The 24500-nt window shown below is 60.1% G+C and carries 23 protein-coding genes; 8 read left to right on the top strand and 15 right to left on the bottom strand.

All coding sequences use genetic code 11. The features are described from left to right. Window positions 1-69 precede the first annotated feature (69 nt). Entirely contained in the window at window positions 70-1158 is a 1089-nt protein-coding gene (locus B2J89_RS14790) for an acyltransferase (RefSeq protein ID WP_169169834.1), read from the top strand. A 109-nt stretch (window positions 1159-1267) separates the two neighbouring features. On the opposite strand, the gene B2J89_RS14785 is transcribed toward B2J89_RS14790, so the two are convergent. Together B2J89_RS14785 and B2J89_RS14780 are read right to left on the bottom strand one after the other, a co-directional pair. Next, window positions 1268-2197, bottom strand: a complete 930-nt coding sequence (locus B2J89_RS14785) for a glycosyltransferase family 2 protein (RefSeq protein WP_169169833.1) — start codon at window positions 2195-2197, stop codon at window positions 1268-1270. Next, window positions 2194-2373, bottom strand: coding sequence for a hypothetical protein (locus tag B2J89_RS14780; protein WP_169169832.1), 180 nt, complete (start codon window positions 2371-2373; stop codon window positions 2194-2196). The genes B2J89_RS14785 and B2J89_RS14780 overlap by 4 nt, the downstream gene beginning before the upstream one ends. A 960-nt stretch (window positions 2374-3333) precedes the next feature. On the opposite strand from B2J89_RS14780, the gene B2J89_RS14775 reads away from it, so the two are divergent. Next, complete coding sequence (locus B2J89_RS14775; RefSeq protein WP_169169831.1) at window positions 3334-5196, top strand: hypothetical protein; 1863 nt, start codon at window positions 3334-3336, stop codon at window positions 5194-5196. A 578-nt stretch (window positions 5197-5774) separates the two neighbouring features. On the opposite strand, the gene B2J89_RS14770 is transcribed toward B2J89_RS14775, so the two are convergent. Genes B2J89_RS14770 through B2J89_RS14710 form a run of 13 tightly spaced genes read right to left on the bottom strand, consistent with a single transcriptional unit; the run spans window position 5775 to window position 18352 of the window. After that, complete coding sequence (locus tag B2J89_RS14770) at window positions 5775-6866, bottom strand: acyltransferase (RefSeq protein ID WP_169169830.1); 1092 nt, start codon at window positions 6864-6866, stop codon at window positions 5775-5777. A gap of 7 nt (window positions 6867-6873) precedes the next feature. Then, window positions 6874-9378, bottom strand: coding sequence for a type II secretion system protein GspD (locus B2J89_RS14765; RefSeq protein WP_169169829.1), 2505 nt, complete (start codon window positions 9376-9378; stop codon window positions 6874-6876). A gap of 35 nt (window positions 9379-9413) precedes the next feature. After that, entirely contained in the window at window positions 9414-10025 is a 612-nt protein-coding gene (locus B2J89_RS14760) for a hypothetical protein (RefSeq protein ID WP_169169828.1), read from the bottom strand. Further along, entirely contained in the window at window positions 10022-10684 is a 663-nt protein-coding gene (locus B2J89_RS14755) for a hypothetical protein (protein ID WP_169169827.1), read from the bottom strand. The genes B2J89_RS14760 and B2J89_RS14755 overlap by 4 nt, the downstream gene beginning before the upstream one ends. Continuing rightward, a complete protein-coding gene (locus B2J89_RS14750; protein ID WP_169169826.1) occupies window positions 10681-11805 on the bottom strand; it encodes a hypothetical protein in 1125 nt (374 codons plus the stop codon). The genes B2J89_RS14755 and B2J89_RS14750 overlap by 4 nt, the downstream gene beginning before the upstream one ends. Then, the gene (locus B2J89_RS14745) at window positions 11780-12811 is read right to left on the bottom strand and encodes a general secretion pathway protein GspK (RefSeq protein ID WP_169169825.1); all 1032 of its coding nucleotides are present in this window, start codon (window positions 12809-12811) and stop codon (window positions 11780-11782) included. Before B2J89_RS14745 ends, B2J89_RS14750 begins: the two co-directional genes overlap by 26 nt. Before the next feature lie 4 nt (window positions 12812-12815). Further along, on the bottom strand, window positions 12816-13439 hold the full coding sequence (locus B2J89_RS14740) for a type II secretion system protein (RefSeq protein WP_169169824.1): 624 nt from the start codon (window positions 13437-13439) through the stop codon (window positions 12816-12818). Further along, a complete protein-coding gene (locus B2J89_RS14735) occupies window positions 13436-13918 on the bottom strand; it encodes a prepilin-type N-terminal cleavage/methylation domain-containing protein (protein WP_169169823.1) in 483 nt (160 codons plus the stop codon). Before B2J89_RS14735 ends, B2J89_RS14740 begins: the two co-directional genes overlap by 4 nt. Then, window positions 13915-14337, bottom strand: coding sequence for a Tfp pilus assembly protein FimT/FimU (locus tag B2J89_RS14730; RefSeq protein WP_256368858.1), 423 nt, complete (start codon window positions 14335-14337; stop codon window positions 13915-13917). The genes B2J89_RS14735 and B2J89_RS14730 overlap by 4 nt, the downstream gene beginning before the upstream one ends. A 41-nt stretch (window positions 14338-14378) precedes the next feature. After that, window positions 14379-14840: a type II secretion system major pseudopilin GspG gene (gspG, locus tag B2J89_RS14725; RefSeq protein WP_169169821.1), complete on the bottom strand. Its 462-nt coding sequence runs from the start codon at window positions 14838-14840 to the stop codon at window positions 14379-14381. Between the two features lie 49 nt (window positions 14841-14889). After that, window positions 14890-16128: a type II secretion system F family protein gene (locus tag B2J89_RS14720; protein ID WP_169169820.1), complete on the bottom strand. Its 1239-nt coding sequence runs from the start codon at window positions 16126-16128 to the stop codon at window positions 14890-14892. 12 nt (window positions 16129-16140) lie between these two features. Continuing rightward, on the bottom strand, window positions 16141-17841 hold the full coding sequence (locus B2J89_RS14715; protein WP_169169819.1) for a GspE/PulE family protein: 1701 nt from the start codon (window positions 17839-17841) through the stop codon (window positions 16141-16143). Window position 17842: 1 nt separating this feature from the next. After that, complete coding sequence (locus B2J89_RS14710; RefSeq protein WP_169169818.1) at window positions 17843-18352, bottom strand: hypothetical protein; 510 nt, start codon at window positions 18350-18352, stop codon at window positions 17843-17845. A gap of 118 nt (window positions 18353-18470) precedes the next feature. On the opposite strand from B2J89_RS14710, the gene B2J89_RS14705 reads away from it, so the two are divergent. The 6 genes from B2J89_RS14705 to slmA all read left to right on the top strand — a co-directional run. Next, window positions 18471-19286, top strand: coding sequence for a glycosyl transferase (locus tag B2J89_RS14705; RefSeq protein ID WP_240965040.1), 816 nt, complete (start codon window positions 18471-18473; stop codon window positions 19284-19286). Next, the gene (locus tag B2J89_RS14700) at window positions 19283-20389 is read left to right on the top strand and encodes a glycosyltransferase (protein WP_169169817.1); all 1107 of its coding nucleotides are present in this window, start codon (window positions 19283-19285) and stop codon (window positions 20387-20389) included. The genes B2J89_RS14705 and B2J89_RS14700 overlap by 4 nt, the downstream gene beginning before the upstream one ends. Before the next feature lie 267 nt (window positions 20390-20656). After that, the gene (argB, locus tag B2J89_RS14695; protein WP_169169816.1) at window positions 20657-21565 is read left to right on the top strand and encodes an acetylglutamate kinase; all 909 of its coding nucleotides are present in this window, start codon (window positions 20657-20659) and stop codon (window positions 21563-21565) included. Window positions 21566-21687: 122 nt separating this feature from the next. Next, window positions 21688-22395, top strand: a complete 708-nt coding sequence (locus B2J89_RS14690; RefSeq protein ID WP_169169815.1) for a response regulator transcription factor — start codon at window positions 21688-21690, stop codon at window positions 22393-22395. A 27-nt stretch (window positions 22396-22422) separates the two neighbouring features. Then, the gene (locus B2J89_RS14685) at window positions 22423-23874 is read left to right on the top strand and encodes a sensor histidine kinase (RefSeq protein WP_169169814.1); all 1452 of its coding nucleotides are present in this window, start codon (window positions 22423-22425) and stop codon (window positions 23872-23874) included. 72 nt (window positions 23875-23946) lie between these two features. After that, a partial coding sequence (gene slmA / locus B2J89_RS14680; protein WP_169169813.1) for a nucleoid occlusion factor SlmA occupies window positions 23947-24500 on the top strand: 554 nt, incomplete at its 3' end.

The following is a 24500-nucleotide window of genomic DNA, read 5'->3' as shown; positions in this document are numbered from 1 at the left end:
ACGCGAAAGATGGCTACTCAGGAGGACGAAAACACGTTCTAATAGTCTGGTTTTCACTTATCGCGCAGTATGAACCACCGCCTAAACAACTTTGACTTGTTGCGACTTTTGGCAGCTCTCTTAGTCTTGTTTTCTCATCAGTATGCACTGAATGGGATGAGGGAGCCCACTCTTTTGAATGTGCACACCATAGGCGGCTTGGGTGTACTGATGTTCTTTTCAATCAGTGGTTTTCTGGTCGCGCAAAGCTGGAGTGCGGACCCGAACGTTATGCGCTTTGCAGCCAAGCGCTGGCTGCGCATATGGCCCGGTTTGGCGGTCGCGCTCGCTCTTTTTGCATTTGTTCTTGGCCCAGCAATGTCGCAGTTGCCATTGCGCGAGTATTTTTTTCACCCAATGGTGAGGGACTACTACGTTAAAAATCTGCGATTTGAGATGCGTGACATTCTTCCATTTCGCTTTGAGGGTAATGCGCTTCCAACGGCAATAAATGGCTCTTTATGGACGATTTCCTTAGAGTTGAAGTGCTACGTAGCACTTGGGATACTAGGAATCGCGGGGCTTTTGAGAATTCGATGGTTTTTACTTGCCATCACGCTTGCTGCTGTATATGTATATTCTGTTTTGGAGCCAAGGGGAGATCGCTTGGTTGAGTTAATGGGTTGGTCTTTGGAGCAACGGTTTCTGTTGGAGTTCGGCCTGTTCTTTTTCGCGGGATCAACATTTCATGCCCTGCGTCTTCATGAAAGAGAGTGGAGCGCAATTTTTGTCTTGGTTGCATGCTGGGTATTTGCAGTTGGGGCGTTTGCGCTAGGAAGGCCTCTGCTGTCTTTATGGTTGGTGGTTCCTGTCACCGTATTGATCGTCGGAAATGCTTCGACCCCCTATTTGCGCAGAATAGGTCGGTTCGGTGACGTGTCATATGGGATGTATATCTATGCTTTTCCGGTTCAACAGACGCTCATCTGGGGATTTAAGGAAAGCTTTTCTTGGTGGACAGTGCTTGGGCTGACATTGGTGACAACTTATGTCCTGGCGCTCGCGTCTTGGCACTTTGTCGAAAAATGGGCTTTGAATTTCAAGCCAACCAAGAAAACTGGCGCCTCTATCAGCGCACCCAAAAGCGCAGAAGCGTTGGCTTCTTCTTTAAACTCCTGAAATTGAGGTCATTTTCCAATTGGTTTTGCGATCAGAGGAAATGTACTTGAGCGCGATCCGAACTCGGTTTGCCGGGAAGATAGGCTTGGGATATGTGTAAAGCATCGGTTCAGACCATGCCCAGGAGCAGCGCTGCCCACAGCGCCAGCTGCGCGCTAGGGCGCTGACGAACCAGGCGTGCACTATAGATGTGCCTTAACCGTTCTGCCCCGGTGGAGCTGTGCCGCGCGGCATGGAACGCAGCTGCCAAAGCACGGCTTTCGGGTGTAAGCAGGGGGTCGAGATCCTGTAATGCATTCTCTGTCGCATCTCCCCAGGCCCGATAGCTTCCTTGCAGTAGGCGCCCCCATCGCGTCCATTGCCGTGCCCAGCTTTTGCGCGCCCCCACGACATTGCCATCGTGCTGGCGGTAGAGCAGAGATGGGCGCGCATCAAAGCCGATCGCGCCTCCGCAAGCTGTCGCGGCAAGGTAAGCGGTCCAATCGTGCATTACCGCATGTTCTGGGTTGATGCGACGCATGGCCCGCAGCAGCGGAAGATTCATCACCATGGTGTTGCCGCTAGCTGCGTTTTCTACCAGCGCGTTATGCAGCGTGAGCGGACGCTTGGGCAACGGGGACAAATACAATGGATGCAGTTGTGCATTTGTTACTTGGGTGCGGGTGCAATACAGGTTTACAGCTTCAGGTTTAGATGATTTGGTATGCCACTGACGGGCTCGCTCCAGCTTATCGGGCAACCACACATCATCCTGATCGCAGAACGCTACCAGGTCGCTGACAGAGTTCGGCTCGATGGCCTGGATCAGCCCGAAAAAATTGCGCGATGCACCGCGTCCCTGGCCTTGCAGCAGAGTGACTTGGTGACCGTGCCGATGTTTGAATGCATGCAGGATGGGCCGCGTTGCGTCAGTCGAACCATCGTCTCTGGCCCACAGATGCCAGTGGGTGTAAGTCTGCTGCTCAATGGAACACAGCTGGTCGTGTAAGTGCGGTGCACCTTGGTAGGTGGCCAGAAGAATGTGAATTGTGGTGATCATGGCGCAGCTGAAGTATCGCTGCTGTGCTTGTAAGCGCCATGTGAGCGAGTGACAGATTGCTTGCCAAGGGACAGCAGCCAAAAAATTGCCAGCGACAGCGGGAAGCCGGAAAGATGCCGGCCGTGAAAAATCTCCGGCAAGGCGAAATAGGCACGCGCTTGTTGGGGAGCGGTCACAGTGAGTCGCTGACCGCGGTTTGTCCGGGTTTCTTAGAAAGCACCCGATACGGTACAACTTGCACCCAGAAAGAATCCGCTAGCCAAAGCCTGGAAACGGGTTGCCGCCCCTGCGAGAAATCGCCAGCCAAGCAAGTGCCATCACGAAACGCCCCGCAAGCGGCGTCGAGTTCACCGCGACGAAGATCGGAGTGGGACAGATGCCAAACAACCGGGGATGGCGAAATGCAGCAGATTGCTTTGTGCAAGAGGCTGTTCTTGAGCACCACGCCGCTCAGAAAGAAAAAATCTGATCATTCAGCGAGCCTGAGTAGCCCTGCCGTCCGAGCTTGCGTGCCACGACATCGACGCGACCCGCTTGCAGCGCAACCGCACCGGCGAGGCTATAGATCGCCCTGCTGCGGACAACAATCGGAAAACATCGAGATTGTTGTTCTCAGGCGTACAGCTAGTGTCATTGCGTGTCGTTCGTAAGATAAGTTTCGCCATTGCCGTATTCACGGTTACATTTGCCGTCGTAGCAGCGCCTTCAATTGAATCTGAGCCAGCCGCGCAGAGGGTTGCGCAGGCGACTTGCTCAGTGCGGCATAGCTTCAACTAATGAGATTGCGACCAATGCATTAGTGCTTGATGCTCCGCCCCTGGGGACATGCCATGAGCAACGCGCAATGACGTCATCACGGACTTGGCAGGCATGCACAAAGGCAAAAACGTGCCGTGTCTAGCATGCTGTAGCGAAAGTTCCCCAAAAAATTGTTGCAAAAATGAAACGGAAATTTGGCCTTTTTGCCTCTTTTTGAGTGACAAATGCGGGCCTCGCTCAACTAACCCTACCTATAATGAATGACCGATTGGGGCTTGGTCGCGTGCTATGCTTCTTCCGGATTTCAGGCAAGCTGGGGAGCGCTCTGGCGAGGGCCCGAAAGCTGAACTAGTTCTTACTTTTTAACGAGGTTTTTCATGAAACTTACCAAAGTCGCTTTTGCAATCGCCAGCGTTCTGGCTGTTGCTGCCGGCTCCGCCAACGCAGGTCAGATCGATTCTTCGTCTGCCACCCTGGCCACCGAAGTCATCTATTCCAACGCCCAAGTGGTGCGCGCACCCTCGAAGAGCTACTCGTTCGCTGGTGATGTTGACGCCCGTACCAACGAACAGCGCCTGCAAATGCAATACACGCTGGCCAAGGGCACCTGGGCTGTGGGCGCAGGTCAGCTTTTCACCGCTGTGAATACGGCAGTGGATGTTTCCGCTGCGGCCCTGCTGAAAGTGGTTTACCTGGACGGCGCGAATGCCAACCAGGTCGCGCTGCCTGCCGGCTCTATTGTTAGCGCCTTCCTCACGGCCGATGCCAAGACCGTGGTGTTCAACGTCACTGTTCCTGTTGGCGCAACCAACTTGATGAAGACCCCGATCTTCACCATCAACTCCTTGGGCGTGCTCGGAACCAGCAACGTCGGTGTGAGCAACCTGTTCGACGTGGCTGGCGCTACGGCTTGTGTGGCTCCCGATGCGGCTCTGAACATCAGCTTCAAGCACTTCAGCAACCATACCGGTGGCGTCAACGTGCTGACGGAAGCTTCGCCTGACTCCGAGCACCTGCGCGCAGGTTCGACCAATGAAGCACGTCTGCTGAACTTCACGCAAAACTTGAAGTTCGACTTCACGCCTTCGGCCAAGCCCGGCCAAACCGATGCGAACTTTGTGAATATGCGTCTGGCTGGCACCAACTGGGTTGGCCAGAACCAAGTGGGCGTTACCCCCGCTGCGGCCATTGTTCCCCCTGCAGCTGCCGTAGCTCCGGCGAGCCAATACTACATGGGCTTTGTCAAGCTGACCCAGCGTGGCACTGGCTTGGATACAGACTACGCGCACGTGTATGGCGATAGCGTCACTCCGTTCAAGCCTGCAGACCCCTTCATTGCTGCAGACTTCTCGCCTGTGACAACTGCCGCTGCAAACGTCGGTGCTGTTGAATACACCAAATTTGCCGTGACGCTGACCCTGCCTGCGGCATGGCCTGCTGGCACGGTGATTCTGCCCGTGGATAAAGCTGGCGTCGCTCTCGCAGACGTGACGGCCACGCTGAATCCTGCACGTACGCAGGTGACTATTGCCGCTACGTCTGCCGATGGTGCAACTGCTCTGGCCAATGGCGCGTACGTGTTTGCAAAGTTCGATGGTTTGTCTGCCATTCCGCAAACTTCCAGCGTCGTTGCCGAAGCCGCTATCACGAAGGCTCCTGCCGGTGCCGCTTTCTTCGCCGAGCAAAACAACGTTTGCGCTGGCTCCTTCACCGGTATCGGTGGCGGCATCAAGATCGACGTGCGCAACTACGCTGCCTACGCTACCTTCGGTGCGAGCGGCCCTGCGACCACCGTGCGCATCATCAATAACAGCGAAACCAACGCTGCTGACGTGTATGGCCAGATGATCTATGCCGACGGCACCTACGGCGCCTGGGGCAAGCTGGCTGACCTGAAGCCGCGCGAAGTGGTCAACATGGCCAACAAGGACGTGGAAGCCAAGCTGACCAACGCTGCTGCTGCTACGAACCCCTTCGGCGCTGGCGCTGTTGGCTACGAAGCCAAGGGCGGCACGGCCGTGGTGGGCGGCAGCAAGGCTGGTATCAGCGACCGCCTGCGCATCGTGTCCAACACCGGCTCCACGCTGCGCGTGCAGAGCTACATGGTGGTGGGTTCGACGGTGATCGACACGTCCAACGCCCAAGGCGTGGACTTCGAAAACACCCGCGATGCAGTGCCTGCTGGCATGAACGACGCACAGCCCATCTCGCAAGACGCCATCAACGGCCTGGGCAAGTAATCGGTTTTCCGCTTACGTCTAAAAAAGGGAGCTTCGGCTCCCTTTTTTTATGCCTGCGTGGATGGAGGGTTTGCGGCAGCAGTTGGCCACTCCTGGGGAAAAGCCTTCTCGCAAAGGGCCTAGGGAATGTGGTGCATGCGCTCTGGGTGCATTGCTGGTGCGCCATTGCAACCAGGCTTTGCAATGGATTGCGCTATGAAAAAAAGAGCTTGTTGCGCTTTTACCTATTGGGTTTGCAATGCAAAGGGCGCTGAAATGCAGCAAACACAAGCGCAACGCGCTCATATTTTTCAATGCAGCGCGGGTGCGTCCCCTCAATCGTGCCCGCCCATGCACATGGGCCGGGACAAGCAGGGCCGAGCCCCATCAAGGCGGGGCTTGGGCAGCAGCCATGGCCGGCCGAAGGCGCTACCCGCTGCGCGGACCTTTCGGTGGCCTCGGGTGAGGCCATGCTCAGTGTGAGCACGCTCCCGGAAGGCGCTCATCTTGCTCGTTGAATGCATGGCCTCATTCGCCTCTGCGGCTTGCCACGCAAGGCGCCTTTCCGCGCGGGTGCGGTCACATTGCGGGTTGCTGGCTTATGCGGCTCGCAGGTAGCGCGCAGTCAGCCGGGCCCGCAGCGGGCGCTCTACCCACACAAAGCTGGCCCATGCGGCAAGCACTGTCAGGCATGCGGCCAGTGCCATGGCGTAGGCCACAGGCATGCCAGTTTTGGGGGCCTGAGCCTCTGCCACCCGGAACAGTGGATAGTGCCAAAGGTAGAGCCCATACGATATCTTGCCCACAGCCACCAGCGGCGGCCAGGCCAGCCACGCCGCGCAGCGGCTGGCGGGTGCCACCACCAGAGACCAGATCAGCAAGGCTGCGATGGCGGCTACCGCCATGTAGCCCCACGGGAACATGAGTGCATGGCGCCACTCCAGGCTGCCCATGCCCAGCAGCAGCAGGCCCACTGCGGCAAAGCCCGTGCATGCCACGGCGCGTGAGTGTTGAGACGCGCTGGCCTGGAACTGCGCCTGTTCCAGCAACCGGGGCTGGCGCGCGTGCAGCCAGCTGGCCAGGGCGCAGCCGCACAACAGGGCCATGGCACGGGTGTCCAGACCGTTGTAAAGCCTCACAGGGCCCGCGCCCGCAGCGTGCAGCCACAGCATCCACAGCATGCTGGCCAGTGCACCGGCCCCGGCCAGCAGCAAGACGCGCCAGCGCCGTGCCGCATACCCGCCCATGGTGGCCAGCAGCAGCGCCCAGAGAAAGTAAAACTGTTCTTCGATGCCCAGCGACCAGGCATGGCCCAGGTAGTCTGGCGGATGCCAGTCGAGTGCGCGGGCCCAGTGGGCCATCGCCAGCAGCACGGTGCCCACATCGCGGGCCACCACGGTGCCGGGGCCGGGTACCCACCCGGCGGCCCAGCCCAGGGTGTAGGCCAGCAGCAGCACCAGCAGCGCGGGCTGCAGCCGCACTACGCGTCGCATGAAAAACCGGCTCCAGCGTATCTGGCCTGCGCAATGCAGTTCGCGCAGTAGCTGGCTGGTGATCAGAAAGCCACTCAGCACGAAGAAGATGTCCACCCCCAGAAAGCCGCCACGGACCTGGGACACCTGGGCATGAAAGAGCATCACGGCCAACACCGCCAGGCCCCTGAGCCCATCGAGCGCGGGCCAGTAACGCATGCTGGGGTTAGCGCCGCTTGGTGGCGTCGAGGATCTGGCGGATCAGGTCGGGGTCTTCCACCACCGTGCCACCGGCGGGCACGTTGACGCCATTGATGGTGGCGGGCGCGGGCTTGCCGGTGGAGGGCGGAACAGGGGACGAAGCAGGCGCGCCATTGTCGGCCCCTGGGTTTTGCGGAGCGGGCGCTGTGCCCCCAGGTGCCGATTCTTGCGAGGTGGCAGCGCGGTCGGTCAGGTTGATCATGCGTTCTTGGGGTGCGGCTTGCTCTGCAGGCAGCGGTGCCATGGTGGCCGGTGTTGGTACCAGGGTTGGCGAAGTGCTGTCGTTTACCCGGGGTGCCACGGGCAGTGCAGGCTCGGGCGCGGCAGCGCCGGGAGTGGTCACGTCAGGCGATGCTGCGCGCCGCGCATCGCGGCTGGCTTTCACCCTCTCGCGCACGCTTTGGGCCCAGGTGCCCAGCGTGGCCTGGTAGGCGTCGGTGGCGGCCTCGGCGTCGCCACTGTCGTTGATGATGTAGGGGGTGATGAGAATCACCAGCTCTGTGCGGGCGCGTGTTTGCCCCGACTTCTTGAACAAATGACCTAGGCCAGGAATGTCTTTGAGTCCTGGAACGCCGCTGTCGCTGTCAGTGGCGGTTTCAGAAATCAGGCCGCCGAGCATGACGGTGGCGCCGTCGCGCATGCTGAGCTTGGTTTCAATCGAGCGCTTGCGAATGGTGGGCGAGGTGGTGACGCCCGTGGTGGTGGGTTCGGCACTGCTGACTTCCTGGCTCACTTCGAGGTCGATGCGGTCACCCGCGTGAATGACGGGCCGTACGCGCAGCAACACGCCAGTGTTGCGGTATTGAATGGTTTGCGGCACTACGTTGTTATTGGTGCCGCCAAAAATACCGCCATTGGTAGTGACACCCTGGCTGGTGACGGTAGGCACTTCCTGGCCCACATTGATACTGGCCGACTCGCCGTTGCGGGTCATGATCTTGGGGTTGGAGATGACCCGCGAGTCACTGTTGCTTGCCAGCGCCGTAATGGCCAATTGGCGCAAAGGATTGCCCCCCAGCAGGGCATTAACTGAAAGACCGGTGCCGCTGGCCTGTGCGTTATAGGTGGTGCCGCTGAGTCGCAGGGCCTGAGCTCCCGAGCCCATTTGGTCAAGCTGCCAGCTAAACCCCAGGCTGTTGTCGTCGGCCAGGGCCACTTCAGCGACAAGAACGTCAATCAATGCTGATTTGACGGGGCGATCCAGCTCAGACAGCAGTGACAGCCACTGGCGGTAATCTTCTTGGCTACCTCCTTGAAAAATAAGCGAATTGGTGGCGTTGTTGACCACCACGCGGCGCTGACGCGTGCCCGATGCGACTGCCGGAGGCGGCGTGCCGCCGGTGGTGCCGATCGCGCCCACGGCGGCAGTGGCGCTGGCGCCGCCGATGAGGTCGTTCAATGCTTTCGCCAACTCTTGCGCATCGGAGTTGCGCACCGGATAAGTGAAGTAAGCGCTGCCGGCCTGCACTGCGTTGAATTGGTCGAGTTCCTTGACCCAGTCCAGCACATGCGCCATCACTTCTTTGGAAGTGGAGAAAATGAGTACGCTGTTGATGGGGGGCAGTGAAATGAGGGTGATGGGGTCGCCGGCGCCCGACTGGCTGGAAACGTTGTAGCCCTCGGCCTTGAGCACTTCACCAAGGCGGCGCACGAATTCGTCGGCGCCCCAGAAGCGGGGCACGACCCTTGTGCTGTTTTGGCCGCGCAGGCCGGGTTGGTCAAAGACCTGGATCAGCTCCAGTGCCACTTGCACATCATCTGGCTGGCCACTGACGAGCAATCCGCCAGAGTTGTCGGCCTCCAGCTTGACCTTGTCTCCCAAGATATTTTTGAGAGTGGGCACGAAAACCTGGGGGCGCACGGCTTCGGTCTCGATGTAGTGGAACACGGGGCGCAGCGGGAGCGGAACTGTGGGCTGGGCGCGGCCACGGCGCACCAGCGGCAGCGTGCTGGCAACAGAGGTTGAGGGCACGATGCGCAGCACCCCGCCAAAATCTTGTACGGCCACGCCGTAGCTTGTGAGCAGTTGGCCAGCAATCTCGGTCAGGCGGGCCGCCGTCATGGGTTTGGGCGTGCGAAAGGTGATGAGGTCGGTGCGGGCACTGACCGCGGAGTCCATCGAGTAGTTGAGCTGCAAGATGCCGCCGTATACCGCCTGGATGAAAGCCGGCAGTGCCATCTGCTCGATGGAGACGGTCAGGTCGCCACCTGCTTCGCTGGCCTGGGTTTTGGGTGGAACGGGCCGCAAGTTACCGGCAATGAGGGCGGGAGGCTTGGGGCCCGTGCTGATGTGTGTTTCTTTGGGCGCGGCAGGAGCCTGGGCACCGACCGTGCCGGTGGCCCGACTTTCTGCCTGGCGATCAAACAAGATGGGCGCAGGCGCCAACGGAGGCTTGGTAGCGCAGCCGGTGAGCGCCAGGCAGGCAAATCCCATGGCATGCAGGGAGGGGCGTGAAAAAGGCTTCTTCATGGAACGGGGAGCTCGCGTGTGGAAACAGGGGCCAGTCAGCGGGCCGATGCAGATGCATCTTTGCTTGGGCGGGTACTGTGAAGGGGGGCAGGAATGGAACTGTCGGACAGGACGGGGATGCCAATGCGTTTGCGGTTGGGGGTGATGATGCCGATGGCGTCCGGGCGCACCCAAGCAAGCTTGCCGCCGCCGGGTAAGACGTCGCCGATTTTCAGAAAACGAGGGGCAGGCTCGCCATCGAATTGCACAATGATTTGGGTCTTTTCGCCCCGTTGCACTACACCGGTGATAAACCAGTTGGGAGGAGTGATCGGGGTGGCGCGAACTTGCCAAGCCTGGCTGGCCGTGGTTTCCCACATTCTGTCGACAGCATTGCCTGACACGGCGCCGCCCGGAATGATATCGGTGGGTTCGTTGGCAACTGCAGAGCTCTTGGGAGCCACAACCTCTTCCTGTGGCTGATCTTCCAGGGCCGGAGGAAGCGCAATGTGGGGGATGGCAGCTTTTGCGCTGTTTGTCGTGGTCTTGGAGAGATAGGCTGCGGCGGGCACCACGCTATGTGCGCTGCGCTGTCCCCCCCAAATTCCCAGCGCGGCTGCGCTCCCAATCAGCGCCGCAGCCAAGGCGATGGTAGCAGTGGGCTTCATATTGACGATGCTTCCTGATGTGCAGTGTTTGCAGCAGGTGTGGAGGCTTTTCTCTCGGCGGACTGGCGTTCTGCGGCGGCTCTGAGGACCGTGGCAGTCTGGCTGTCGAGCCCAAAGGTTTTGACGACGAAGTCTGCCCGGCCGCTGCGCACGGTGAACTTCTCTACCTTGCGCAGGACTGGGCCGCCTTCAATTTCGCGCAACAAGGGTATGAGCTTGTTGCCAAGGCTGGTGGTGACGCGCACGCTGGTGCTCACCAATCCCTGCAGTTCTTTGGCATCGGTGGAGCCGCCACTCTGTGCGTTGTTGCCTGGAGCCTGGATGCGGGAGGTCGATGTTTCGCCCATGGCGGCCACCTGACAAGAAGCTTCCAGGCGTTTACACAGGTCGGCCATGGCTTCCATCGCTTCGGCGCGGAAGACTCCCATTTGGGATACCTCGGGGAATCGGTTCAGCCATGCAAGCTGGGCTTTGCCTGCTTCTTGTGAGAGTTGCTCCCAGTCAATCGCGGATGCGGCACTTTTTTCGCGTTGACGCAAGCGTTCCAGGCGCTCGCGTTCGGGACCAAGTTTGTTCAATTCGTCTTGCCAGTCGAGGGTGAGGGACCAGCCTCCGATCAGCAGTGCCAGCCAGACAAGCCAGCGCAATGAGGAGTTCATGGCTGGCCTTTTTCGGGCGAGGTGGGGGCTTGGGCGCGCAGGCGCCAGGCGAACTTGAAACCGGTGCCTCCAGACACATCTACAAATCGCGCGTCATAAAACCAGGGGTGGTTTTCGAGGGCGCCCAAGACGGCGGTGAGGCGCGGTGAACCGCCAGCTGTTGCAACCAGAGTGGCTTGCACGGTGGGAGCGTTGATGTCGAGTTCGCGCACGACCAAGCCCTGGCGCGTGAGGATGTCGGCCAGTTCGGTGATGACGCTGTGGGTGCTGGGTACTGGTGACAGTGTCTGCACTGTGTTGATCCAGCCTAGGGTTTTGGTTGTGCGCTGGCGCGCTTGCTGCATGGGCTCGAGTTCGGCCAAGAGGCGTTCTTGCGATTGATGACCCTGGTTGATGGCTTCTTGGTGGGCTTCCTTTTCGCTGTAGATCCAGCTTCCCCCTCCCACCAATGTTGTGGTGGCGGCGACCAGTGCAGCCGGAGCCAGACTGACCCATTGGATGCGGGGGCGATTCTGGCTGCGAGGGGTGAGGTTGCGCCCCCAGGGGCGTGGTGCTGAGGCAACGGCTTGTAGCACGCCACGGGAGGGGAGAGCCAGGGGCCAGCCCAGAGCGTGCACGCCAGGAGTTTGCGCATGCAGCGCAGCCCAGGTGTCTGCATCTGGAGGGGCGTCGAACCACATGCTGTCTATCAAGTGGCCCTCTTTCCAGAGTTGGCCTTCAAGACCTGTGTTGCCTGCGGAGGCGAGCCACACGATGCCGCTGGTCTTGGGCGTGCTGTAGAGGCTGTGGGGCAGGGCGCTGAAATGCTGTTTGTTGCCGTGTTTTTTTGAAAATGCAGACTCTATGGCTGCATCCCAGACCCAGACATGGAGCCAGTTGGCCTGGTGTACCGCGCATGAGCCATAGTTAGAAAATGGCGCTAGGGCCTGAACTTGCAGCTTGGCAAAGCTGCTCAGCTTCAGACGTGGAACACCGTCGCACTCTATGCGCTGGTAGGTGCACAGGTGCCGGGGAACGACCAGGCGCACGGCCTTCAGGCGCCCTGGGATGCGTCCAAGCAAGGGCCGCTCCAGCAACGCGTCTGCGCCGTGGGGATTAAAAAGACAGGATTCGTGAAACATCGCTTGGCGTGGAGGCCGGTGGCTGGTTTGGCCAAGGCAGGGGAGGGAGTTTACCAACGGATACCGGTGCGGCACTCATGATGGGCTGGCTGACGCTCCAGGGACGGTCACCGTTTTCGGGGTCCAGCGTCAAGGTATATGTCATGAGCCAGGGGCCGGTGGGGTGGCGGTGGGTGATGCGCAGTACTTTTTGCACCTGCTTGCCACCGGCGCCGCCAAACATTCCTCCGGTGCCCAGCAGGGCGTTGTTTTGTGCGATGCGTTCGGCCACTTTGACCGGGTCGCTGCGTGCATTGACTACATCCTGGATGAGTTCCTCGTTAAGGCCTGCGGCCTTGAGCACTGGAGAAGGGGCTGTCGCCAGGTTCAGGCTGCTGCCGAGCATGGTGGTTTCGCCATGGATGGTCAGGCTGTGCTCGCAGCCGTTGTGTTCAAACGCGCTGCGGTAAGGTTCCCAACCATACACGTCCCATACCTCTGCTTTGGACAGCAGAGGGCTGTTTCGGGGGGCTAGTTTGCCTTCTGCTGTGTAGGTGTCGCGCTCTGCTCCGTTGAGGCGCTGCAGGCTGTCACTATCAGTGTAGTCGGCCAGTGCATCGATTAGGTAAGGGGTTTTGTCAACGGGTACACCGCAGCCCACGAGAAAGTTGGTCAGGAGTTCGCTGTTGACCGTATTGAGATCGATGAGACCTCCATGGTCTTGGATGGCAATGGTGCTATTCGCGTCGATCTGGTAAGGGGTGTCGTCCGCCATGACGAATGTGGCGCCGTCAAAAAAATCGGCGCTGCGCGGGCGCGCTCCAGACAGCCAATATTCGGCTTGGGCGCGCCCTGACAGCGCACTGCGTATGAATTCGGTGCGCTCGCGCAGTTGGGCCACGCGTTCGGCGGAAGTTTTGGCGGCGTCGGCCACCAGGACGACGACGATGGAGAGCCCCGCCATGAGCCAGAGAACGGCAGCTAGGGCGAAGCCCTGCGAGCGGTGGGAGCGAGAGAAAACCGCCATCGTGCTATTTGCCCACGCCAAATGCTTGCGCGATGGCATTGTTTTTTGGTGCCAGGCTGCCTTCGTAGGCCGCCGCTCTGGCAATGGCTTGCTGGCTGTAAGTGTCCTTTAGCACAATGGCCGAAGGCAGGGGACGGTACTCCGCTACGCCGTTAGGAGGCCATTGCGCGTGCTCTTGCCCTTGGTGATCGACGAATCGAAATTCCAGCCGCCCTGGCAGCCGGGCAAGTTTCAATGGTGCTGTGCTGCTTTGGGCGGCCGGGTTCTGGAGTATTAAATCAGTGCTGTTGTCTGCATCGGCGGCCGGTTTGAGTTGCAGGTGTGCGGGGCGGGGCGCACCGGGCGGGCCGTTTGGGAGTGCCAGAGTGACCATGTCGAGTTGCTGGTATTGGCCAGTGAAGGGTTTTTCCAGGGTTGGGTCTATGACCATGTTCGCCACCATGTCGTAGAGCGCGCGCGACTGGTTCCAGCGGCTCAGGAAGCCGTTGCTGTGCTCTGTGCTGACGCGTAGCATTTGCGCTATCTGGCCAAATGCGCCAGACATGAGGGCGACGGTGAAGCTGAGGATGACCACGGTGACCAGCAGTTCGATCAGTGTGAGCCCTTGTTGCCGGTTGGGTGGCCTCATGGCGGCGTTCCAGTACCCGGCGCTCCAAAAATGCTGGTGCTGCTGCCAGCGACCAGACGATAGCCGGCAAGTTGCAGCTGAAACCGGGTCCATGAGGAGTTGTCTGTGAGGTAGCTTAATTGGACATCCAGTTCATGCAGGGAGACTTCGTAGCGGGACGGTGTGCCTAATGTGGTGAGGGTCCGCACAACCTCACGAATGGGGTGGCTGGTCCATGTCAGGCGATAGCCGGGCATGTCCACTTCGCCTATAGGCTGTGCCACCGGATTGATGGCACGCAGGTATTCCATGGCTTCGTTGCGCGCCAGCAGGCCAGCCTCTTCGTCCTTGAGCCTCCCCATAGATGCAACGCTTTGTCCGAACCATGTGAAGGCCACGGATGCGCCTAAGCTGAGAATCACCAGCGCTGCCAGAACCTCAAGCAGGCTGATGCCCGCTTGTCGTGACATTTTTCTGCAGAGGGCTGTGGCGTGGTTCATGGAGGTGATGCAGAGCGTGAGCGCATCATGATTTCACAGTTGTCGGGGGTCACGTCCAGCACCAGAGCCTGGGCTGCGGACACGAACTGGATGGATGCTGCCTGGCACAGCCCGGAGGCGCGGATTTTGAGGCTTTGCCCTTCGGCGAACGCCCAGCCTGTGGGGATGTCTAGCGCTGGCTGACCGTCTGCCAGCTTCTCGCTGGCGGTGGTCGCGTTGAGCTCAAAGTTCTGTCCCAACAGTGCGGCTCTTGCGTAGAGCTTTTGCAGTCTGACGGCCAGTTCGCTTGCGCTTACCCGGCGTTCGGTGTTGCTGAACCAGCGCTCGAAATTGGGTAGCACTACGGCCGTGAGCAAGCCAAAGAGCATCAGAACAGCCATCATTTCGATGAGTGTGAATCCTTGTTGTGCTCTGCACATTGATCTTTTCACGCTGCGAACCAGGAACTGTGAAGTCTTTCTTATTTGCCCATGATGTCAGCGTTGAGGCCCTCGCCGCCCGGCTTGCCGTCTGCTCCGTAGGATGTCACGGCGAAAGATTTTCCTTCTGGACCGGGGGTGACGATCTTGTAGGGGTTGTTCCAGGGGTCCACTGGGATTTGGCCATCCATGTAAGGGCCTTTCCAGACGGCACGCACACTGGGATCTTCCGGTTCCCGGACCAGCCAGTGCAGTGCAGTCTCACCATCGGGCAGCGTGCCCACATCAAGACGCATGATCTGCAGTGCGCTTTCGATCATTTTGATTTGGACTTGGGCTGTTTGTACTTTACTGGAGTCGACTTTGCCAAAGATGCGAGGTCCCACCAAGCCTGCGAGAAGACCGATGATGACCATCACCACCAGCATTTCGAGCAGCGTAAAGCCACGATGGCGCCAGACTGGAGTGATTTTTTGATTTTTGGGGCTACGTATTTGGATCATAGAATATCAAGGGAGAAGGCGAATAGTAGTGTGGCGGACAGTATCTGCGCTATATGACATTGGTGAGGCTGGTGATAGCAAGCATGACGCTGATCATGATGCCCCCAAGTAGGACTGAAACCAACAAAATGGTGACAGGTTCCAGCAAAATCAAAAATTGCTTCATGCTCTGTTGGGCATGAGTGCGGTGCATTTGAGCCAAGGATGCCGTGGTGTGGGCCAATTTCCCGGATTGTTCTCCGACGCGAATAAGATTTAGTCCCACTGTGTCTAGAAAATGGTGCGCTTGCATGGCCGCCGCCAGTGCTTGACCGGTCTTAACTTCACGGGCAATCAACTCTGCTTTTTGTCGCCAGATACGACCTGCTAACGAGTTTTGTGAGTGTCGCAGAGCATCAAGTAGCGGAACGTGGTGTTGCAGGAGAACAGAAAACATGCTTGCCCAGCGAGCTAATTCTACATGTTCGATCCAGCGTCCTATGATGGGCATGGAAGCTGCCGTTTCCCAAAACTGGTCGCGCACGGTGCGCTTGGAAAGCGCAATCCAGACTCCTGCAATGGATCCAGCCGCAAAAATTGCGGCCATTGCCTTGTTATGAACCAACCAAAGGCCCGCTTGTAGTACCCAGCGAGAGAAAGCAGGAATATCTGCCTTGGGATTAGTGAGAATATTGGCAAACTTCGGAACAACGAAGATAAAAACCACTAATGTTGCCAGGAGTCCGCTGGCAATGAGCACTAAAGGGTAAGTAAGAGCGTTGCGTGTTTCGCGACGAAAACTGGCGTCGGCCTCCATTTGCAGCGAAGCCGACTGCAGAGATGCTCCGAGTTTGCCAGTTTCCTCTCCTGCCTTAACCAATTCATGTACATATTCAGGCAAGTTCAGCCCGCTATTTTTCAGCGCAACAGCGAGACTGGTGCCTGAACGTAGGCTGGAGTAAGAAGTGTTGAGCGCTACGCCCAGCGGGCGGTCTTCATGGCCTCTCGCAATGTTGAGCAGCGCATCAGCTAAAGGTATGCCGGCATTCAAAAGTGTTGAAAGCTCTTGAATGCACAAAAGCACTTCTTCTTGGGAAATTCGGCCTATTTTGGTGGATGCAAATTTTTCCGCGCTTTGTCGCGCGGGTAGTTTTGCGTTGCGTGGTCCGGACCCCATTTCATCTAATGTAAAAACTTTGAGTCCCCGCATCGTTAGCGTGGCGAGCGCGGTATTGCTGTCAGTAGACTCAAGTGTTCCTTTGCTGCGCTGGCCATTGCCTAAAGTGGCTTGGTATTTAAATAGTGGCATGGTTTCTTCTGTTTACTGGCCCACAGTCATCACTTCGGAAACGGTAGTTATTCCAGTGCAGACTTTGAGCAGTCCGTCTTGCATCATAGATCGGACATGCCTTTTTCGCAGTTCTTGAATCATTTGTGTTTCGCTGGCCTGATCCAAGATTTGCTGGCGTATGGTTTCATCCACATCGAACATTTCATACACGGCAATGCGTCCTAGGTAACCAGTATGCGAACATACATCGCATCCTACGGGTTCGCACAGGTGCATTTTTTGCGAAGCTGCGGCATTAGTGTCATTGCAGTGTGCAAGTGCATCTTCCAGAAGAGCCTGATGGGCAGGATCAGCATGTTCAGTTGGACGACTGCAGTGCGCACAAAGCCGCCGCACAAGGCGTTGTGCCATGATTCCACGCAGACTGGAGGCCAGCAGAAACTTTTCTACCCCCATGTCGCCAAGCCGCGTTACGGCGCCGGCTGCACTGTTTGTATGCAATGTGGAAAAAACAAGGTGGCCTGTAAGAGCAGATTGCACTGCAATTGAAGCTGTTTCCTGGTCGCGAATTTCGCCAATCAGAATTACATCAGGGTCGTGTCGTAGAATAGATCGAAGGGCGGAGGCAAAGGTATATCCAATATCGGAATTGACTTGAAGTTGGGTGATTCCATGGAGTTTGTATTCCACTGGATCTTCTACAGTGATTATTTTTTTTAATCCATCGTTACCAAGATCCAGTGCGGTATACAGTGTGGTTGTCTTGCCAGATCCTGTGGGTCCTGTTACCAGAATAATGCCGTTGGGTGCATCGATCCAACGGCGAAATTGGGATGCGTGATCATCCAGCATGCCGAGATCGCCTAAATCGTAATTGGGTCGATCTTGTCTAAGTAGGCGCATGACAACGGATTCGCCGTTGCTTCCGGGGAGGATGGATACTCGAACATCGAATACTTGGCCATGAATTCGTGCTGTCATTCGCCCATCTTGTGGAAGTCGCCGTTCAGCGATGTCGAGCTGAGAAAGTATTTTGATGCGACAGACTGTGGCATCAAAACGATCAGCGTTGAAATTTTGCAGATCGCGCATTACGCCATCGACACGGACTCTAGCGATAAATCCATACTCTCCCGGCTCAATATGAATGTCTGATGCCCTTCGAGTAACTGCTTGGCTGAGAAGGCCGTTGACCAACTCAACAATGGGGCCTTCTTCTGCCAGTTCTCGCAAATGTGCAATATCGCCTGTGTTGATAGGAAATTTTTCCTTTTGGGAGTTGATTAGTGCGTATAGATTTTCGAGATCTATTAGGCGTGCAATTCGATAACTCAAAGATTTGCCCGTTTGAGCAGATTTTATTCTCAAGACCTCTTGGGCAGGTCGAGAAAGGAGATCGTGTGTGCAGCAGATTAGTATGTCTTGCGTCGCCCACAAAACCAGACCTTCATGCTGGCACCAAGCGCTTTGTAGTTGCAACTCTGCTAATGCTTCGGTGATCTGAGGTTCCAACGATGACAACTCAGAAAAACTGACGATAGGCCATCCGGTGTAACTGGCCAACGCATTCATAAGCGCTTGCTCAGAAACCATGCCAGTTCTGCCTGCCACAGTCAATGCAGAATCCAGCTTGTTTTGCGTCAGACTGTAGAGCTGCTGGGCGCCTTTTTCGTCAAGAAGCCCGCCATGCTGAAGGTGTTCTATGAAAGATAGTTTTGGAGCCGGAATCATGTTATTTTTTAATGGAAGCGGAGGCAGGAATCCCCACCTTTATTTCTCTTTGTAGTCCATAATATTTTCCAGCAGCTCGAACAACTAGCAAAATGGTTTGTGTTTTCCCTAAGTTAAACAGCAAAGTAGCCTCTGGAAGAGCCGCAGGGTCCAAGGCAACAGATGCGAAGAGTGCTGAACCGCTCTCCGGCTGGGGGCTAAGGCTCAAAAACCACATGCCATCGGTGCGGGGCATAGTGCTGATGGCTTTAAAACGAACAGGCCCTGCGGCTGCGACAGCAGGAAAGTCGAGAAGCAGGTCGTTTCCACTTTCTAGCGTCTGAACGGAAGCGGGGGGGCGAAGTGTAGAGAGGAATTCATCGGCTTTTTTTGCTGACGCGCCGGCAGAGAGACTCAATCCTATCTTGGCTGAAGGTAGTGTTTGCGCCGAAGAAAGCATTGAGCTCCCCAGGATTGCTAGGAGAAGCGGCGTTTGAGCGAGTGTCTTAAAGGGGAAGCTTGCAGAGAGCATGTACCTATTATCGCCTTCAGTTCGATAGACGAGGGGCTGTGGGAAGACTTCTAGCATTCACCAATGTTGAAGTTGTGCGCCCTCGTGCCCCACGTGTAGCGCAGAGAGAATAGCCCTGATGGAAGCTACTACACCGATCCTCGACTTTTCTCCTCCTCAAGTGTCTTGCTCTGGCACGTTGGTCGTCTCCATCGTGAGTCATGGCCATGGAGCATTCGTTCAGAGCTTGTTATGGGAGTTGGCGCGCCTGAGTTCTGACACCGTTTCGCGCGTCGCGCTTACCCTCAACTTGCCTGAGGCAGAGCCGGTACCGCCCTCCGGAGGCTGGCCCTTTGTTCTGGAAGTCCTGCGTAATGCGCAGCCGAAAGGATTTGGCGCCAATCACAACCGAGCTTTGGCGTGCGCAGCCGAGCCATTCGTTTGTGTGCTCAACCCCGATGTGGAACTGGTAGAGGGCGACCCTTTTGCCGTGCTGGTGCAGGCCGCCGCCGCACCGGGGATGGGCTGTACCTACCCTTTACAGATCGATGCGCAAGGTCGCCCGCAGGACAGCGAACGCGCGCTGCCAACGCCTATGGGCCTGTGGCGCCGCCGCGTGCTGCACCAACCTGAAGCGCGCGTGGACTGGGTCAATGCCGCCTGTCTGGTGCTGCCTACCTCGGCATGGGGGGCCGTGGGTGGTTTTGACGAGGCCTACTTCATGTACTGTGAAGATGTGGATCTGTGCCTGCGCCTGCGCCTGGCGGGTCTGGCCCTGGTGCGTGTCTCGAAACGTGTATTGCATGCAGGCGAGCGCGCCAGCCACAGGCGCTGGGCGCATCTGCGCTGGCATCTGATCAGTCTGCTGCACCTGTGGCGTTCCCCGGTCTATCGACGGGCGCGCCAATTGTTACGTGCGGAGGGTGGAGGCGCGGGTACCATCGGCGGCTCATGATTTGGTTGTCTGTGGTGGCTTTTCTGGTGGCGGCGCTGGCTGCAGGCGGTGTCGTGCGCTGGCTCAGCGGACACGCTTCTAGATATGGCAACGGCATGCCGCAGCGGTTTCACCTGGGCGATGTGCCGCGCCTGGGTGGCGCTGCCATTTTGCTGGGATTGGCCTGTGGCTGGGTTCTGGGATGGATGCAGTCTGCTTTGCTGGGTGATCCGGGGTCACTGCGCCTAGGCAACGGCGTCGGGGGCTGGCTGGTAGTGTTGCTGCCGGCCGCCGCGGGTGGCATTGCCGAAGACATGACGCAGCGCTTGGCCGTGCGCTATCGCCTGGCGCTCACTGGCATGTCTGGCGTATTGGCGGTGTTGCTGCTCGACATGACTGTGCCGCGCCTGGGACTGCCCTGGCTGGATGCCCTGCTGACCGCCGCGCCGTGGCTGGGCTGGGGCATCGCCCTGTTGGCAGTGGCGGGTTTGCCCCACGCGTTCAACATCATCGACGGGTACAACGGCCTCTCGGGCATGGTGGCGCTGATTGTTTGTCTGGCGCTGGCGCATGTGGCCTTGCAGGTTGGTGACCGGTCGCTGGCGACCATGCTGTTATGCATGGCAGGGGCCACGGGTGGGTTTCTGGTGTGGAATTACCCGCGCGGTGTGCTGTTTGCCGGCGACGGTGGTGCGTATATCTGGGGCGTGGTGATTGCGTTGGCGAGCATTTCGCTGGTGCAGCGCAACGCCGACGTCTCGCCCTGGTTTCCGCTGTTGCTGCTGATCTACCCCGTGTGGGAAACCCTGTTCTCGATCTACCGCAAATTGGTGCGCGGCGTCTCGCCCGGGGTGGCGGATGCGCTGCATTTTCACCAGCTGATCTACCGGCGCATCGTGCGCAGCGTGTTTGCAGGGGACGACACGGCGCGGCGCATGCTCATGCGCAACAACCGCACCTCACCGTATCTATGGGCATTCACGCTGCTGACAGTCGTGCCGGCACTGTTGTTTTGGCGAGTGACCCCGGTGCTGATGGCATTTTGCGTCCTCTTTGGGGTGACCTACGTGCTGGCCTATTTCGCCATCGTGCGCTTCAAGGTGCCAGGCTGGCTCAGGCGCTGAAACGGACACAGGCGCTGCATTCGGCCGGGCCGTGGTTGCGCCCTTGGTCGAAGCTCAATCGGGGGCATGGTGCTTCAGGACATGTACGAGTGCCCGCGGTGTTCGGCCCGCAGCACTACGCCTTGCTGCCGCGCCCTGAACTGCTGCCCACCGTGCTGCTGGACTGGCTGCGCCGTCTGGTAGCGCACTGATACAAGCCGCTGCCCTGCCTTTCTTGGATGGGGCACAATTTGCCCCTCTTTTGTTTTCACCCGACGGCCTGTCTCCATGAACGACCCTTCCCCCGACCCCGACCTGTCCCACATCGGCCCCCGCGAAAAAGCCGAAATCCTGGCCCAGGCACTGCCCTACATCCGCAAATTCCATGGCAAGACCATGGTCATCAAATATGGCGGCAACGCCATGACCGATCCGGCCCTGCAGGCCGACTTTGCCGAGGACGTGGTGCTGCTCAAGCTGGTGGGCATGAACCCGGTGGTGGTGCACGGCGGTGGGCCGCAGATCGAGACGGCGCTGAACCGCCTGGGCAAGAAGGGCGAGTTCATCCAGGGCATGCGCGTGACCGATGCCGAGACCATGGAAGTGGTCGAGTGGGTGCTGGCCGGCGAGGTGCAGCAGGACATCGTGGGCCTGATCAACCAGGCCGGCGGCAAGGCCGTGGGCCTGACGGGGCGCGACGGTGGCCTGATCCGGGCGCAGAAACTCAAGATGCTCGACAACAAGGACCCGTCGATCGAGCACGACGTGGGCCAGGTGGGCGACATCGTCTCCATCGACCCGAGCGTCGTCAAGGCGCTGCAGGACGACGCCTTCATCCCCGTCATCAGCCCCATCGGATTTGGCGAAGAGAACGAGAGCTACAACATCAACGCCGACGTGGTGGCCAGCAAGCTCGCCACCGTGCTGCAGGCCGAAAAGCTGGTGCTGCTGACCAACACGCCGGGCGTGCTCGACAAGGCCGGCCAACTGCTGACCGACCTGACCGCGCGCGAGATCGACGCGCTGTTCGCCGACGGCACCATCTCGGGCGGCATGCTGCCCAAAATCGCCGGCGCGCTGGACGCGGCGCGCGCGGGCGTGAACGCCGTGCACATCATCGATGGCCGCGTCCCGCACGCCATGCTGCTCGAGATCCTGACGGACCAGGCTTACGGCACGATGATCCGTTCGCACTGAAATGGCCCCCACCGCCGCCCGCTGCGCAGGGTTCCCTTCCCCCGAAGGGGGCCGCGTTTGGCCTTGGCGCGGGCCGGTGGCGGCACATGGCTTTCCTGGCACCACAAGACGGTAGGCAGACCATGCGCCTCTTATTGGTTGAGGACGACGGGATGGTGGCCAGCGGCATCAAGCTGGGCCTGTCCGACGCCGGCTACGCGGTCGACTGGGTCGGCAGCGGCGAGCGGGCCGAGGAGGTGCTGCAAAGCGAAGCGTTCGACATTGCCGTGGTCGACATCGGCCTGCCCGGCATCGACGGGCTGGAGCTCACGCGCCGACTGCGCCGCCCCGACATGGCCAGCCACGCCATGCCGGTGCTCATCCTGACCGCGCGCGACGCCCTGCACGACCGCGTGCAGGGGCTGGACCTGGGCGCGGACGACTACATGCTCAAGCCCTTCGAGCTGCCCGAGCTGCTGGCGCGCCTGCGCGCGCTGCTGCGCCGCTCGCAGGCCGCCACCACGGCGGTGCTCAGCTTCGGTCCGGTGGAGTTGGACACGGCCCACCGCTGTGCCTGGGTGCGCACCGGCGTGGGTGCCGACGCCGTGCGCCAGCCCCTGGAGCTTGGGCCGCGCGAATGGACCGTGCTCGAATACCTGCTGATCCATGCGCCCAAGCCTGCCAGCAAGGACAAGCTGCTGCAGGCGCTCACGGGCTGGGACAAGGAGATCACGCCCAACGCGGTCGAGGTCTACGTGTCGCGCCTGCGCGGCAAGCTCGAACCCCATGGCGTGGCGCTGCGCTCCATCCGGGGCTTTGGCTACCGGCTGGAGCTGCACCTGGCTCCTTAGCCACTGCCCGTCAGGGAGATGCCCGCCATGACCGCGAACCTGCGCAACCGGCTGCTGTTGCTGTTGTTGCTGCCGCTGTGCGCGCTGGCGCTGGTGGGCATGTGGGTGGATTACCGCTCGGCCGCCGAGGCGGCCACCCAGCACGACCAGCGCCTGCTGCGGCTCTTGCCGGTGCTGGCCGACTCGGTGCTGGCGCCGCCGCGCCAGGGCGATCCGCCGCTGTTGCTGCTGGCCCCGCCGGTGGCGGAGTTTCTGCGCCAGAAGTCGGCCTACGCGGGCTTCAGCGTGCGCGACGCCCAGGGCCGGTTGCTGCTGGGCGATGCCTGGGTGCGCGGCGCGCTGCCCAGCACCCACGCGCCCGAATTCCACAGCGAAGAGCTGGACGGCGTGACCTACCGCGTGGCCGTGCAGCGCGGCCCCACCGCGGCGGGCGAGCTGGTGGTGGCGCTGGCCGACGGCTCCGACCCGCGCCAGCAGTGGGCGCAGCTGCTGCTGGTGCGCGTGCTGCTGCCGAACCTGGTGCTGGTGGCGGCGGCGGCCCTGGCCATCCACTGGGCGGTGCGGCGCGCGTTCAAACCGCTGGTGGACCTGACCGAAGCCGTTGAGCGCCGCTCGCCGCGCGACCTCAGTGCCATCGACGAGGCTGCCTCGCCGGTCGAGGTGCGCCCCCTCGTGCACTCGCTCAACCAGCTGTTTGCCCTGGTCGAGGCGCAGGCCGAGGGCCAGCGCCGCTTTGTTGCCGATGCGGCGCACCAGCTGCGCACGCCGCTGGCCGGCCTGCAGGCGCAGGTGGAGGCCTGGGCGCTGATGGCGCGCGCGGGCGCGCATCCGGACCTGGGTGGCAATGAGTTGGATAAAAAAGTGCCTCCAGCGCATGCCCATCAAGCGCATGCAGCTATTACTTTGAGAGCGAACGAAATCGAGAAGCTGCGCGATGCCACGCGCCGCACCTCCCAATTGGCGCACCAGTTGCTGGCCCTGTCGCGCGCCGATGCGCGCAGCCTCGAGGCGCAGGCGCCCCAGCGCGTGGACCTCAAGGACCTGTGCGAGTCCCTGCTCGAGATGTACCTCGACGCCGCCATGGGAAAGGGCCTGGACCTGGGGGTCGAGGTGCACCCCGCGCATGTCACGGGCCACGGCTGGCTGCTGCGCGAGCTGCTGTCCAACCTGGTCGACAACGCCATCCAGTACACGCCCGCCGGCGGCAGCGTGACCATCCGCTGCGGCCTGCAACCGGCCGGCGGTGGCGGTGGTGCGTGCGCCTTTCTGCAGGTCGAGGACAACGGCCCCGGCGTACCGCAGGCCGAGCGCGCGCGCGTCGTGCAGCGCTTCTACCGCGTGCCCGGCACCCAGGGGGAGGGGACGGGCCTGGGCCTCGCGATCGCCGATGAGATCGCGCGCGTGCACGGCGCCGCGCTCACGCTCGGCAGCGGCGCGCATGGGCAGGGCCTGCGCGTGACCCTGGTGTTTGCCGCTTGAGGCGCTGGAGGGCCGCGGCGGCCGAAGGGGCGCATGGCGTGTGCGAGAATCAATTGCACACATTTCTTGCCTATGTCCGAACTTGCTCCCCTCTCTGAAATCGACGCCATCGAAGCCTCTGCAGGCGAAACCCCCGCGGCGCGCAAGCGGCCCAAGCCCGGCGAGCGGCGCGAACAGATCCTGCAGGCCCTGGCCGCGATGCTCGAGCAGCCCGGTGCCGAGCGCATCACCACCGCCGCGCTGGCGGCCCGCCTCGCGGTGAGCGAGGCCGCGCTGTACCGGCACTTTGCCAGCAAGGCGCAGATGTTCGAAGGCCTGATCGACTTCATCGAGCAGACCGTGTTCACCCTGGTGGCGCAGATCGTCGGGCAGGGCGTGCCCGACCCCGCACAGCCGGCCAGCGAAGGGGCGCGCCAGGCGGCCCGCGTGGTGGCCCTGCTGCTGCAGTTCGGCGAGCGCAATCCCGGCATGGTGCGTGTGATGGTGGGCGACGCACTGGTGTTCGAGCACGAGCGCCTGCAGCAGCGCATGAACCAGTTCTTCGACCGCATCGAGTCCACCCTGCGCCAGTGCCTGCGCCCCGCCGCCGGGGCCGCCGGCTCGGCCACGCCCAGCGTGGACGCGCA

The sequence above is a fragment of the Acidovorax sp. SRB_24 genome (assembly GCF_012931925.1).
The sequence above is the reverse complement of the archived record's forward strand: the minus strand, read 5'-3'. Positions and strand labels throughout refer to the sequence as shown.